At 32.8% G+C, this 14,402-nt stretch carries 15 protein-coding genes; 3 read left to right on the forward strand and 12 right to left on the reverse strand.

The features are described from left to right. Positions 1–291 precede the first annotated feature (291 nt). The 7 genes from BC961_RS03180 to rsfS all read right to left on the reverse strand — a co-directional run bounded on the left by BC961_RS03180 (position 292) and on the right by rsfS (position 5,910). Positions 292–1,068, reverse strand: a complete 777-nt coding sequence (locus BC961_RS03180) for a superoxide dismutase (protein WP_317126951.1) — start codon at positions 1,066–1,068, stop codon at positions 292–294. 4 nt (positions 1,069–1,072) lie between these two features. Then, entirely contained in the window at positions 1,073–1,342 is a 270-nt protein-coding gene (locus BC961_RS03185; RefSeq protein WP_121924390.1) for an acyl-CoA-binding protein, read from the reverse strand. Then, on the reverse strand, positions 1,342–1,995 hold the full coding sequence (locus BC961_RS03190; protein ID WP_121924391.1) for a phosphatidylserine decarboxylase family protein: 654 nt from the start codon (positions 1,993–1,995) through the stop codon (positions 1,342–1,344). Before BC961_RS03190 ends, BC961_RS03185 begins: the two co-directional genes overlap by 1 nt. Further along, positions 1,985–2,875, reverse strand: coding sequence for a phosphatidate cytidylyltransferase (locus tag BC961_RS03195; RefSeq protein ID WP_121924392.1), 891 nt, complete (start codon positions 2,873–2,875; stop codon positions 1,985–1,987). Before BC961_RS03195 ends, BC961_RS03190 begins: the two co-directional genes overlap by 11 nt. A 1-nt stretch (position 2,876) precedes the next feature. Beyond that, entirely contained in the window at positions 2,877–3,479 is a 603-nt protein-coding gene (locus BC961_RS03200) for a lactate utilization protein B/C (protein ID WP_121924393.1), read from the reverse strand. 114 nt (positions 3,480–3,593) lie between these two features. Next, on the reverse strand, positions 3,594–5,519 hold the full coding sequence (ftsH, locus tag BC961_RS03205; RefSeq protein WP_121924394.1) for an ATP-dependent zinc metalloprotease FtsH: 1,926 nt from the start codon (positions 5,517–5,519) through the stop codon (positions 3,594–3,596). A gap of 19 nt (positions 5,520–5,538) precedes the next feature. After that, complete coding sequence (rsfS, locus tag BC961_RS03210) at positions 5,539–5,910, reverse strand: ribosome silencing factor (RefSeq protein ID WP_121924395.1); 372 nt, start codon at positions 5,908–5,910, stop codon at positions 5,539–5,541. Positions 5,911–6,004: 94 nt separating this feature from the next. On the opposite strand from rsfS, the gene BC961_RS03215 reads away from it, so the two are divergent. Next, positions 6,005–6,733: a biotin--[acetyl-CoA-carboxylase] ligase gene (locus BC961_RS03215; protein WP_121924396.1), complete on the forward strand. Its 729-nt coding sequence runs from the start codon at positions 6,005–6,007 to the stop codon at positions 6,731–6,733. A 134-nt stretch (positions 6,734–6,867) separates the two neighbouring features. Here BC961_RS03215 and BC961_RS03220 read toward each other — a convergent pair whose 3' ends face one another. Further along, on the reverse strand, positions 6,868–7,260 hold the full coding sequence (locus BC961_RS03220) for an SRPBCC family protein (protein WP_121924397.1): 393 nt from the start codon (positions 7,258–7,260) through the stop codon (positions 6,868–6,870). A gap of 18 nt (positions 7,261–7,278) precedes the next feature. Next, positions 7,279–7,926: an orotate phosphoribosyltransferase gene (pyrE, locus tag BC961_RS03225; protein WP_121924398.1), complete on the reverse strand. Its 648-nt coding sequence runs from the start codon at positions 7,924–7,926 to the stop codon at positions 7,279–7,281. Between the two features lie 7 nt (positions 7,927–7,933). Between pyrE and BC961_RS03230 the strand changes: the two genes are divergently transcribed. Beyond that, complete coding sequence (locus tag BC961_RS03230) at positions 7,934–8,536, forward strand: NUDIX hydrolase (protein WP_121924399.1); 603 nt, start codon at positions 7,934–7,936, stop codon at positions 8,534–8,536. Positions 8,537–8,663: 127 nt separating this feature from the next. Here BC961_RS03230 and BC961_RS03235 read toward each other — a convergent pair whose 3' ends face one another. Beyond that, positions 8,664–10,349, reverse strand: coding sequence for a M14 family metallopeptidase (locus tag BC961_RS03235; protein WP_394345432.1), 1,686 nt, complete (start codon positions 10,347–10,349; stop codon positions 8,664–8,666). A gap of 181 nt (positions 10,350–10,530) precedes the next feature. On the opposite strand from BC961_RS03235, the gene BC961_RS03240 reads away from it, so the two are divergent. Then, positions 10,531–11,877: a DEAD/DEAH box helicase gene (locus BC961_RS03240; RefSeq protein WP_121924401.1), complete on the forward strand. Its 1,347-nt coding sequence runs from the start codon at positions 10,531–10,533 to the stop codon at positions 11,875–11,877. A 1,255-nt stretch (positions 11,878–13,132) separates the two neighbouring features. On the opposite strand, the gene BC961_RS03245 is transcribed toward BC961_RS03240, so the two are convergent. Both BC961_RS03245 and coaD read right to left on the reverse strand, forming a co-directional pair. Then, complete coding sequence (locus BC961_RS03245; RefSeq protein ID WP_121924402.1) at positions 13,133–13,711, reverse strand: PhnA domain-containing protein; 579 nt, start codon at positions 13,709–13,711, stop codon at positions 13,133–13,135. Positions 13,712–13,908: 197 nt separating this feature from the next. Next, on the reverse strand, positions 13,909–14,364 hold the full coding sequence (gene coaD / locus BC961_RS03250; protein WP_121924403.1) for a pantetheine-phosphate adenylyltransferase: 456 nt from the start codon (positions 14,362–14,364) through the stop codon (positions 13,909–13,911). Positions 14,365–14,402: the final 38 nt, after the last annotated feature.

Genomic DNA, 14,402 nt, shown 5'->3' on the forward strand with positions numbered 1-14,402 from the left:
AATAGAAAATTTTGAAAAAGTCTCTAGTACGAAAGAAGTCTAATTGCGATTTTAAATAATTTAAGTAATAGAGTAAGAATGCTGTAAAGTAATGACTCTTATTTAAATTACAATCGGATTCTCGTAGAGCGGTAACACATCAAGTTTTAAAAAATACAAGTTTTATGATTGCTTATTATACTGCTAAAATCGATAGTAGAATTTTTGAATAGTACTAAAATAAAGGTCTTCTTACTTTTCTTTAGAGCTAAAATAGAGCGGAGTAATTAAATGGTAGCAATAATTGAAAAATTATTTTTTCACAGCACTCTCGTAATTCTCTTGTACTTTTTTCCAATTAATTAAAGTAAAAAAAGCATCGATATAATTTGCTCTTCTGTACTGGTAATCTAAGTAATACGAATGTTCCCAAATATCTAATGCTAAAATTGGAGTACCTGGCATAGTAGCGTTTCGCATTAATGGATTATCTTGATTGTCAGTGCTGCTTACTTGCAACTTGCCTGAACGATCAATAATTAACCATACCCAACCAGAACCAAAATGCTTTGTAGCTTCATTTTTGAACATAGTCGTAAAGCGACCAAAAGATCCAAAGTCTCTGATAATAGCCTCTGCTAATGAACCACTTGCTTCACGTGCCGAATCTGGTCTCATGCATTTCCAGTACATAGAATGATTGTAAAATCCTCCTGCATTATTGCGAATCGCTTGGTCGTTAGGATCTAATTTAGCCAAAACCTCTTCAATTGTTAGGTTTTCTAGCGGAGTTCCTAAAACGGCTTTGTTTAAATTATTAGTATAAGTTAGATAATGTTTAGAGTAATGCATTTCTAATGTAGTAGCAGATATGCTCGGAGCTAGTGCGTCATAAGTGTAAGGTAATTTCTCCATTTGAAAAGAGCCTTCAATTGCTCTAACATCATCAGGAGATCCCATCACAGGTTTTTCCTCCACGGTTGTAGGTAATGGCACTTCAACGACTTCTATTAATTTCTTGTCATTACAAGCTTGTAAAAGTATAATCAGCAAAAGTATTGGAATTAGTAAATAGGTCTTTTTCATCATTAGATTATTTTTTATATAGCGAAAGTATCATTTCGATATATTGCTGCTTGGCTTCGTTTGAAGTGAGATGGCTAATTTGCATCCAAGCGTTTGTTTTAAAAGCATCTCTCAAATGGAATGAAGGATTTTGTTTTAGATCTACGGTACCTTTAGTCGAATGTTTGTATAAAGCGTATAGTCGCAATTGTACATCCTGTGGTAAAGAAGCTTGCGTCATATTCGACGCTATTTCTACAGCTTCTAGAAATTGAGTATCTAAATCTTTTTCGGTCATTATTTTTTTGTTGCTATAACTGTTTTTCCTCCTACTGCTGTTTCATTTAAGGTAACATTGATAGGAGTTCCTAATGGTAAAAAAATATCAACTCTTGAACCAAATTTGATAAAACCAGCATCAGTACCTTGAACAACTTGCATACCCACTTCAGCGTAGTTAACTATTCGGCGTGCTAATGCTCCAGCGATCTGGCGGTATAGAACTTCACCAAAACTGTTATTCTCAACAACAATGGTAGTTCTTTCGTTTTCTTCACTTGCTTTTGGATGCCAAGCCACTAAAAATTTACCAGGATGGTATTTACTAAATTTCACTAAACCACTCAAGCCGTAACGCGTAACGTGTACATTTATAGGTGACATGAAAATTGATATTTGTAAACGCTTGTCTTTAAAATATTCTCCCTCGTATACTTCTTCAATCACAACAACTTTACCGTCAACTGGTGCAAGAATTTGATTCTCGTTGATGATGACAGTTCTTTTTGGGTTTCTAAAAAATTGTAAAATAATAACCAAAAGCAATAATGCTACAATTTGAACGGCCATTTTTAGCCAGTTCGTGTCAATAAAATAATCAGACAATAAAAGTACAATAGCAGTAAAAATCGTTCCTAATAAAATCGATTGGGTTCCTTCTTTATGAAACATAGTTTAAAATTTGATAAAACAAAAAAATTATTGGTGCTACAAATATAACACTATCTAAACGATCTAGTATGCCTCCGTGGCCAGGCATTATACTTCCGCTATCTTTTACACCAGCTATTCGCTTGAATTTAGATTCAATTAAGTCTCCAATTGTACCTACAATTCCAACGATAACTGCAATTGATGTCCATATTAATATAGAACGATCGCTGTGTTCTGGGCTCGCCTTTATGTAATACCTAGATATCATGTAACCAGCTAAAACCGCAAAAACAATTCCGCCTAAGAAGCCTTCAACAGTTTTCTTAGGTGATATTCTTTCGAATAATTTAGTTCTACCTATTGACTTACCTACGATGTACGCAAATGTATCGTTTGTCCAAACCAATATAAAAAGTCCTATAATAATCTTTGGATTGTAGTCTTGTACTCCAAAAGAAATTTTGGTAATAAAGATAAAGGGTAATATTATGTAACCTATTAAATATAGGTATTTTGAAGAATTGCTTATTTTCTGAATACTATCGTAAAACAAGAACAATATTGCTTTGAGAGAAACAACTAATGCTATCACTAACAGTATTATATCTAATTGATGAATGTTAAAGGAAATATCAATATCAGTATTGAAAATTTCATCAATCCATTGTTTAGTTAACTTATTGTAATGGCTCAATAGAGTGATAGCGGTATATAACGTAATTCCTAAAATTATAGGAAACACTTTTCCAATTTGAACAAGGTTACAAAACTCGTAAATTGCTATTGCCATAAATATACCGAAAAGAATAAAAAAAGTTTCTGTCGAATATAAAATGGATGCCAGTAACAATAAGATATATACAGCTCCTGATATACCTCGTTTTAGGGTTTCATTCATCTTAAAGATCTTCTAAGAGCAATAAATATAGGTTTTTAGCAGTGCTTCCGTATTGTGTGAAATCTTCTTCTTTAGCTTTTTCGAAATATTTTATCGTAGTGATATTAGTAGGGTAGTCTGTTTCATACTTCTTTTTAATAACACTCAACAAATCACTTTTAGCGCCAATAATTTGACTAGTCGTAGCTAATATAATAATGTTTGCGGGAAGTTCGTGCGGTTTATTTTGCTTGATTTGCTTAGATGAAAACAGTATAGAACCTTCATCAGCTATTAAGTTTTCACAGGTAGCATATAGGAATTTTGGATCTGCACTTTTACTGTAATCCAATTTATTGTCGTCAAGGATCGAAAACAAATCAGGATTGTAGCATAGAACTTTACTCTCAAACCAGTCGTTTTCCTCTAGTATATTTTCAAACTGCTCTTTTACTTCTTCAAGATTTTCACAGTATAAAAACTTACCTCCATTTTTTTTAAAATTGAAAATAAATATCTCGTCAATTGATTTGTTGCTTTCAGTAAATGACTCGTTAGATTCATTTGCTTTATCTTCATCAGAAGCAGGATTGATTGAACCAAAAAATTTTCTAAAAAGACTCATACACTTTTAAACTACTTGATTTATTATTTGAAAACGTCCAAAGATAAAAAAATCTTAATTCAAAAGTTGTTTTTGAATTAAGATTTTCTAAATAATTAAATATTGGTATTTTATTTATGAAACTACTTCTTCGAGATTTTTATCCCATGTTCTTTTACCGAAAATAGCTTCTAAGTCATCTTTAAAAATAACTTCTTTTTCGATTAAGATATCAGCAAGTTGGTTCAACTTATCTTTATTTTCTTCTAAGATTGCAATCGCTCTTGTGTACTGACCTTCAATCAAATCAGAAATTTCAGCATCAATTACTTTAGCAGTTTCATCAGAATAAGGTTTAGAGAAATTGTACTCACTTTGTCCAGTTGAATCATAATAAGTAACGTTTCCTATTTTTTCGTTCAATCCGTAAATGGTTACCATTGCACGAGCTTGACGCGTTACTTTTTCTAAATCGCTTAATGCTCCTGTAGAAATTCTATCAAAAGTTACTTTTTCTGCAGCTCTTCCACCCATTGTTGCACACATTTCGTCTAACATTTGATCTGTTCTTACGATTTGTCTTTCTTCAGGAAGATACCAAGCCGCTCCTAAACTTTGTCCACGAGGAACAATAGTTACTTTGATAAGAGGCGCAGCATGCTCTAGCATCCAGCTTACAGTTGCATGACCCGCTTCGTGGATTGCAATTGCTCTTTTCTCGTCAGGTGTAATAATTTTATTTTTCTTTTCGAGACCACCAATAATTCTATCTACTGCATCCAAGAAATCTTGTCTGTCAACAGCAGTTTTATTATGTCTTGCCGCTATTAAAGCAGCTTCGTTACAAACATTAGCTATATCAGCACCAGAGAAACCTGGGGTTTGTTTTGCTAAGAAATCAAGATCTAAACCTTCTACTTTTTTAATAGGAGCTAAGTGTACTTGGAAAATTTCAGCTCTTTCTCTGATATCTGGCAAGTCAACAAATATTTGTCTATCAAAACGTCCCGCACGCATTAAAGCTTTGTCAAGAACATCAGCTCTGTTAGTAGCAGCTAATACTATTACGTTAGAATTTGTACCAAAACCATCCATTTCTGTTAGTAATTGGTTTAATGTATTCTCACGCTCGTCATTTCCACCTGACATGTTGCTTTTTCCTCTCGCTCTACCTACTGCATCAATTTCATCAATAAAGATAATAGCTGGAGATTTTTCTTTAGCTTGTTTGAACAAATCACGTACACGTGATGCTCCTACACCCACAAACATTTCAACAAAATCAGAACCTGATAAAGAGAAGAATGGTACTTGTGCTTCACCAGCAACGGCTTTAGCTAATAATGTTTTACCAGTTCCTGGAGGTCCTACAAGTAGAGCACCTTTTGGTATTTTACCTCCTAGATTAGTATATTTTTCGGGGTTTTTTAAGAACTCTACAATCTCTTGTATTTCTTCTTTTGCACCTTCTAAACCAGCAACATCTTTAAATGTAGTTTTGATATCTGTTTTTTCATCAAATAGTTTTGCTTTGGATTTTCCAATGTTGAAAATCTGTCCGCCACCACCTGCGCCACCACCAGACATTTTTCTCATAATAAAGATCCAAACAGCGATGATAATTATAATAGGTAAAAGACTAATTAAAATATCAGACCAATTGTTTTTAGGTAAGAAATTAAAATCTTTTAATTTTTTCTCTTCAACTGCTTTTTCCAATTTATTTTGGAAAATTTGATCGTTACCAATATCAAATTTGTAGTGCGGTCCTTTGTTAGCTCTATCAAAAACATCTTTAGAAACTTTCTTGTGTGCAGCATCTTTCAGTGCAGCAGCTGTCAAAAAGACTTCAGCTTCTGTTTTGTTATAAACAATAACCTTTTCGATTTGACCTTTTTCTAAATAGTCGTTAAATTTTGATGAAGTCAACTGTCCTGGTTCATCTATACTAGAACCTCCAGTTATAAAACTTATAAATAAGAAAATAAGTAAGATTGCAGCATAAATTAACCACGGACTTACTTTAAATTTATTTGGAGTTGGATTATTTTCTTTAGCCATTACTACGGATTATGTGTCTTTAGTATTTGTTTTCTATGGTTGTTATTTTAGCATCGCCCCATAAACTTTCGATGTTGTAATATTCTCTAATGTGCTTTTGGAAAACATGTACTACAATATTTACGTAATCTATCAGTACCCATTCTGCATTATCCGTTCCTTCAACATGCCATGGCTTGTCTTTCAATTCTTTTGAAACTATTTTTTGGATGGAGTTTACGATGGCGTTAACTTGTGTGTTGGAATTACCGTTGCAAATAACGAAATAGTCGCATACTGCTGTATCTATTTCTCTTAAATCTAGGATAGTAATGTCATTTCCTTTTACTTCTTCGATTCCGTTAATGATATTCGCTAATAGGATGTCATTGTTTATAGTCTTTTTGGCCATGAATTATTTTTATATAAGTTTGTAAAGTTACCATTTTTTGTCATTATTTTTGAACCTTAACATAATATTAAATTCTGTTTACAAAAAACGTATCATGAAACTAATCAAACTCGATGCCATAGATTCGACAAACGAGTTCTTAAAAGGCTTGTCAAGTAAGCAAAATATTGAAAATTTTACTGTTGTAAGTGCTGAGAATCAATTCAAAGGCAAAGGCCAAATGGGTGCCGTATGGTCGTCTGAGGCAAGTAAAAACTTAGTAATGAGTATTTTGATTAAGGATTTCCTATCTGATATAACTCAAATTTTCAATCTAAATATAGCAGTTTCTCTCGCTGTAATGGAGGCTTTAGAATCACTAAATATTCCGAATCTTTCTATAAAATGGCCTAACGACATAATGTCATATAATAAAAAGATAGGTGGCATTTTGATCGAAAACGTTATAAAAAGTGACGGCACAATTAATTCAGTAGTTGGTTTAGGATTAAATGTAAATCAAATTAATTTTGAAAACTTACCTAAAGCGTCTTCGATGGCAGTTATAGCAGCAAAACAATTTAACAAAGAAGAAGTTCTTTTAAAAGTGGCTGAAAATATTGAGAAAAATGCTGCAACTGGGATAAAAGATGCAGCGATTTTATGGGAGAAATATGTTTTTAATTTATATAAAAGAGGAATTCCTATGGCGTTTTCGAATGCGAAGAATATAAAATTTATGGGTATTATTCATGGGGTATCTGCTATTGGGAAATTGCAAGTTTTACTCGAAGATGATTTTATTTGCGAATATGATATCAAAGAAATTCAAATGCTATATTAAAAACTTGAGCTTAAATACAATATTCAGGATTCAAGATTATAAAGTATTGACATTATTAAATAAAAAAAAACAGAGAAAAGAATTACACTTGTATGTAAATCTTTTCTCTGTTTTTTTTAATACTATTTTGTAAACTACAGCTTGTGCATGTTGCTTGCTAAAGTTTCAATAAACTTTCCAATAGGTCCTTTGATCATCATTGCCATCATTGGGTTGAAATCACCTTCAAAATCTAATTTAACATCGCTTGAGCTATCTGAAATGCTATCAATATTAGCAATCAAAGTAAAAGGTAATTTATCGCTCGCAGCTCCCAGAACTACTTTACTTGGCGCTACTTTTTCCTTCATTTTTAATTTGATTTCTGGCATGCCTTTTAACCCAAAGATGAAAGCATCGTCACCAATAACTTCAAATTTTGCTATATTTTCCGGCATCAATTTTCCGAAATTTTTGACGTCAGTCAACAAATCAAATAATTCTTGCGCTGATTTTTGAACGGTAACTTTTGGACTTTCTAAGTTCATTATTTTATGTTTTTGTATTTAAACTTCAATGGTCCAAGTGGACGGACTCACATTCCATTCTCTTAATGTTTGTTCTTCTTCTTCAGTAATATATCTTTTGGCTACAGCCAAATTCAATAAGTTTGAGTAATTACTTAAGGTATATAAATCAACATTTGCCGCTTTAAAATTTTCCTCCGAAACACCAAATCCATAAGTGAATATTGCTGCCATTCCTTTTACATTCGCACCTGCTTCACGTAAAGCTGCAACAGCCATTAAACTGCTGTTTCCAGTACTGATTAGATCCTCTACAACAACAACGTTTTGTCCTTTTTGTAAAAATCCCTCAACTTGATTTTGTCTTCCATGCTTTTTAGCTTCTGGACGAACATACACGAAAGGCAATCCCAAGCTTTCCGCTACAAGAATACCAATTCCTATCGCTCCTGTGGCAACACCGGCAATAACATCTGGTTTTCCAAATTGTTTCTCAATATTTTTCGAAAATTCATCTCTGACATAATTTCTTACTGCTGGAAATGAGAGAATTAATCGGTTATCACAATAAATTGGCGATTTCCATCCCGAAGCCCATGTAAAAGGATTTCTTGGATTCAATTTAATTGCATTTATTTGCAAAAGGAATTCGGCTGTTTTTTCGGCTGTATCTTTATTAAAAATCATAGTACAAATGTATAAAGTTTTTGTTAACGACAAGCCACTTTTTTTGACAAATCACATCTCTAAGGAGACAGATTTTCAATTATTTCTGTTAGAGAGTATTGATATAGAACAACTTATAGTTAAAATATTTCAAAATAAAATTAATAAAGCTTATTTGTATCATCCTGATGAGAGCTTGATTATGAAGACTTTAAAAGCTAAAATCCCTGTCTGTAAAGCCGGCGGAGGTTTAGTTTACAATAAAAAAAGGGAAGTATTATTTATCTTTAGAAATGGGAAATGGGACTTACCTAAAGGTGGTATCGAGAAAGGTGAGGAAATTGAAGATACTGCTAAGCGTGAAGTAGAGGAGGAGACTGGTGTAAATGGTCTTTCTATTTCTCACAAATTACAAAAGACCTATCACGTTTTTAGAAGAAACGGAAAATATAAATTAAAGATTACGCACTGGTTCGAAATGCAATCTGATTTTGAAGGAACACCTCAAGGGCAACTAGAAGAAGGAATCGAAAAAGTGGCTTGGTTAAATCCAGAGCAAATTAAAGAAGCATTAAAAAATTCTTATGAAAATATAAAATTGCTTTTTGAGGAAGAAACTATTGTAAAATAATCTGTTTTACCATTTAAATAACAGATTCAATTGTAATCGAAAACACCACTAACTATAACTTTTTGAAAGTTAAAAATTAGTGGTGTTTGCGTTTTTTAAGAAATATCTTTTAAATTATGTCTTTCGATTATTTTAAAATTCTAAAGACAGGATATTGTAAATGAGCGGATTCATAATACACTGAATGTTTGTAAACCCAGTTTAATTGTGCCGCAGGGCTCTTTAAAAAGTCGCTGTCACTCTGTTTTTTTTGCTCGAATTCTAATTTTAATTTCGGATTCTTTTTTAATAATTGAGCAGCAGTATCTTCAAAAACATAATCTGAATAGCCTTCCTTTTGCTGTAAAATTGTATCGAAAAAGTTCCAGTTAAAGAACGAATCAATGGCCTCTGGTTCGAGACTTTCCAGCAAGTATTTAATACCTTTTTGAGTTGTTTTTATAATATAATCACCTTTGGCGAAAGCCACTTTCTTAATTTGCGATGTTGTAGTGGTATTACTATGTAAATAATGTCCTTCATAAGCTGAATTTGAAGTGTTAAAGTCGGCAATTTTATAGCTTTCAACTTCAATTATAGTATCCTGCTGTAGTTTTTCCATTATGATTCCATTGCTTTTTAGTAAGTCGATAACGGGCCAAAATCCTCTTGGAATAACGTAGGCTGCTGGTATCGTAATTTCTTTGGTGGACTTATATTCTTTGCTGAAAGGGACGTCTTTTTTGTAAGGTTTAGTTCGGTCATAAAAGAGTCTTTTTCCGGAAGTTACCTCACTTTTTTTGTAAGTACCTTCAAAACCAAGAAAAGAAAACGGAACTACTTTGGTAGTATCAATTTCCCACTTAATAGTATATGATTTTTGTGGTTTATATTGTTCCTCGTTATTTAAACGTAATTGTTTAATTTCCTTAAAATTAATGTCAGTAAAATTAATAGTAGATCTCATATACTCGTAAGTAACTTTGACGCGCTCTGCATATTTTTTCAGCATATGGGTCTCCACCACAAAACCTATGGTATTGAATAAAGAAGTATATCCTGTTGCATATCTAGGACTTTCAAAAAACTGAGCAAAACCTTTATCAGGTGTATCTGAAAATGCGTTTACATAAGGAGTCGTTTCAATCCCTTTTTTTTGTAAATCTGTGACTAAAGCAGGCATCATTTTAGTATCTAAAAAATTACCTAAAACAGTTCCTAATTTGTTATGTTGCGTCATTATGTAAGTCAATTTATACTGGTAATCAGCACCATTACTAACATGATTGTCAATAAAAACATCAGGATTTATTTTGTGGAATATCTCGACAAAACTTTTTGTATTTCTAGTATCTGATTTGATAAAATCGCGATTCAAGTCGTAATTTCTTGCATTTCCTCTAAAACCATAAATTTCTGGACCGTCTTGATTCGCTCTAGAATTTGAATTTCTATTTAAAGCGCCTCCTATATTGTAGACTGGAATACATACAATTACAGTGTTTTTTGGAGCTTTTATTTTTCCTAAAACTAAATCCCTAAATAATTGCATACTGGCATCAATTCCATCAGGTTCACCTGCATGAATTCCGTTATTCAATAAGATTACTGCTTTATTTTTTTGAATTTCTCCAAAGTTGAATTGCTTTTCAGGATTAAAGATCACAATGTGCAATGGCTCGCCGCTATCCGTTAATCCCATTTCTTGCATTTCGATTGTTGGGAAATCTTTTGCTAGAAGTTTGTAATATGCTATTGTTTCCTGATAGCTTCCCGACTGATTTCCATTTCCTTTTTCGAAAAAAGTATCGTATTTATTTGTTTTTTGCGCCAACAGACTTATGGAAAATAGTAAAAAAAAGAAAGTGCAAAATCTCACAATTTAGTTTTTATATTGAGTATCAAATGTAGCTATTTTTAGATAATATTTTAACGGTTTGTTAGTGTTCAAAGTAGGCTATTTAAAACAAATGAAAATTTAAAAATTTAAAATTACCTTTGCACAAATAAAAAAAATGAATAAGAAACACCATTCCAACAATATACTTTTGAATTTAGGCATTGAAAGTCTGAACGAAATGCAAGAAGTTGCTCAAGACGCAATACTAAATGATAATAATGTTCTTTTACTTTCGCCAACAGGTTCTGGTAAGACTTTAGCTTTTTTATTGCCAGTTTTAGAAATGTTGCAACCGGAAATACAGTCCGTGCAATGTTTAATTTTAGTTCCATCACGCGAATTAGGATTACAGATTGAGCAAGTTTGGAAAAAAATGGGTACTGATTACAAAGTAAATGTGTGCTACGGCGGACACTCTATTGAAACAGAAATTAAAAATTTAAGCAATCCACCAGCAGTTCTATTGGGAACTCCAGGAAGAATTGCTGATCATATTGACAGAGGAACTTTTCGTCTGGATAAAATCCAAACTTTAATTCTGGATGAGTTTGATAAATCATTACAATTAGGTTTCCATGAGCAAATGTCATTTATCATAGGTAAATTAACAAAACTGAACAAACGTGTTTTGGTTTCTGCGACTTCAGACATTGAGATTCCAAGATATACACGAGTTGTTAACCCAACGATTCTTGATTTTATTCCAGAAAACGAACAGGAATCAAACCTTTCCACAAAAATGGTCGTTTCTAAAGAAAAGGATAAAATAGGCAGTTTGTTCAACTTAATTTGTTCTTTAAAATCAGAATCGGCTATTGTATTTTGTAACCATCGTGATGCTGCAGAACGCATAAGCGATACTTTAAACGAAAAAGGAATTTATGCTACGTGCTACCATGGTGGCATGGATCAGGATGAAAGAGAACGTGCTTTAATTCAATTTCGCAACGGAAGTGTAAGTTATTTAATCACAACTGATTTAGCAGCTCGTGGACTTGACATTCCTGAAATGAATCATGTTATCCATTATCATTTACCGGCCAAGGAAGATGAGTTTACTCATAGAAATGGTAGAACAGCTCGTATGTTATCCTCAGGGACAGCGTATATAGTGGCGCATGAAAGTGAGAAAAAAGCAGATTATTTAGATTATGGAATGCCCGTTTTCAATGTAGAAAACAATGTTTCTTTACCAAAACCGCCTCAATTTCATACGATTTATATCAGCGGTGGAAAGAAAAACAAATTAAATAAAATTGACATCGTAGGTTTCTTTTCTCAAAAAGGTAATCTTGAAAAAGGTGATTTAGGTTTAATCGAAGTAAAAGATTTCATTTCTTTTGCAGCAGTAAAATTCAATAAAGTAAAAGACTTATTGCACGCAATTAAAGATGAAAAAATGAAAGGCAAGAAATTTAAGATTGAAGTAGCGAGAAAAGTTATTAAAAAGGAAGAGGAGTAGAAAAGTGTTCAGTGTTCAGTGTTCAGGAGGGGAATTTGAAAAGTCATAAGTGCTCAGTATTCACTTTCTATGATTATTTGTTTCATTTGTCATAATTGAAGCACCCTTGTGAAGTTGCTCAGTATTTTTGATAAGGGCTCCACGGTTACAATTGGAGTAGAATTTATTGTTAAAAAGGGAATGATAATCTTCATTTTAATTTGTCATGCTGGAAGCATCCCTACAAAGTTGCTCAATAGTGTTGAGACGCTTCCAGCGTGACAATTGGAGTTGTATATATTTATAAGTAAAAGAACGCAGAAGTTTTAGAGATTAAAATTTATACTTACATATTTTCACACTAAAAAGCCGTTAGCAAGAGATAATTATTTTGCTAGCGGTTTTTTTTAACTTTAATTTTGTCATGCTGGAAGCATCTCGGTAAAGTTGCTCAATTGTTTTAGGACTCTTTTAACGTGACAATTGGATTTGCATTTATTTTTAGAATTAAATGATAATTTTCGTTTTTACTTTGTCATGCGGTAAGCATCCCGAAAAAGTTGCTCAATAGTGTTGAGGCGCTTCCAGCGTGACAACTGCAGTTGGATTTATTGTTAAAAAGTGAATGTTAAGTTTTATTTTTATTTTGTCGTGCTGGAAGCATCTTTACAAAGTTGTTCAATAGTGTTGAGGCGCTTCCAGCATGACAATTGGAGTTTATTTATTGATAAATAAAAGAACGCAGAAGTTTTAGAGATTAAAATCTCTACTTATATATCTTCACATTAAAATGCCGTTAGCAAGAGATAATTCTTTTGCTAGCGGTTTTTTTAACTTCAATTTTGTCATGCTAGAAGCATCCCGACAAAGTTGCTCAATAGTGTTCAAACACTTCCACCGCAACAATTAAAGTCGCATTTATTGTTAAAAATAGAATGATAATTTTATTTTTAATTTGTCATGCTGGAAGCATCCCGATAAAGTTGCTCAATTGTGTTGAGACGCTTCCAGCGTGACAACTGGAGTTGTATGTATTGTTAAAAAGAGAATGATAATTTTTGTTTTACTTTGTCATGCTGGAAGCATCCCGACGAAGTTGCTCAATAGTGTTGAGAAGCTTACAGCTTCACAATTGGGTTTACTATTTTTGTTGGAAATGAAAAATAAAAAAAGCGTTAGCAGCCTAAATTTAGACTGCTAACGCTTTTTTTAATATTTACTCAGAACTGAATACTTAAAAATGATCACTCAAAAACTTATCACTGAAGACTAAATTTTAAGTTTTCTTCACGTATTGCGTAATAATCACAATCGTTTGTCCATCAACTTTTCCTTCAATATATTCTGCATTTTCATGATCTAAACGGATATTGCGAACTGCAGTTCCTTGCTTAGCAACCATACTTGATCCTTTTACTTTTAAGTCTTTGACCAAAACCACTGAGTCTCCAGTTTCTAGGATAACTCCGTTGCTATCGCGATGTATTATTTTATTTTCGTCGTCTTCTCCTTCTCCTGTTGCTTGTGCCCAAGCCAAGTTATCTTCATCTAAATACATCTGATCTAGCAATTCTTGAGGCCATCCTGCAGCACGTAAACGACTTAACATTCTCCAAGCTACAACTTGCACTGGAACTTGTTCGCTCCACATGCTGTCATTTAAACATCTCCAATGGTTTAAATCTACATTGTCAGGGTTTTCAATTTGATCAACACAAGTACTGCAAGCCAAAATGCTTTCGTCTAGTCCACCTTTTTTTGTTGGAAGTACTTCGTAAACTTTTAAGTTTTCGTTTGCGCCACAAAGTTCACATTTCGATCCACTACGTTTGCTTAATTCTCTTTCTATGCTCATTATATGTTGTATTTATTTTAAGCGAAATTACTCTTTAAAGATAGTCTTCGCAAATTATTGTAGTTTTGATTGTTTATCTGTGCGAGTCTCTGAATATTGATCGTGCAATGATTAATTAAGTTGTGTTTTAAAAAAATAATGAGACGCGTCCAGCGTGACAAATAAATTAACTTAAGATTTTTTCTACGACTTTAAAACTATTTTACTCTAACGGCATCAGGAACTAGTAATTCATATTGTCCGCCGTTACGAAGAACATCTCTCACAATACTTGAGCTAATGTAGGATGTTTTTGCAGCTGTTAATAAAAAAACTGTTTCTATTTTAGCCAAGCGTCTATTAGTGTGTGCAATTGCTTTCTCAAATTCAAAGTCGGCGGGATTGCGTAAACCGCGAAGAATAAAGTTAGCTTTTATTTTATGGCATAAATCTATTGTCAATCCTTCGTAAGTAATAACAGAAACTTTTGGTTCGTCTTTAAAAGTTTCCTCAATGAATCGCTTTCTTTCTTCAAGTGAAAACATGTATTTCTTTTCGGCATTGACACCAATAGCAATTACGATTTCATCAAAAAGCGAAATCGCTCTTTTGATAATGTCTTCATGACCTAAAGTAATTGGGTCAAAAGATCCGGGGAATATTGCTTTTCTCATCTTTTATGATACTCTTATTGTGAACAAATTTGATGTTC

This window comes from Flavobacterium weaverense, assembly GCF_003688495.1.
Classification (GTDB): Bacteria; Bacteroidota; Bacteroidia; order Flavobacteriales; family Flavobacteriaceae; genus Flavobacterium; species Flavobacterium weaverense.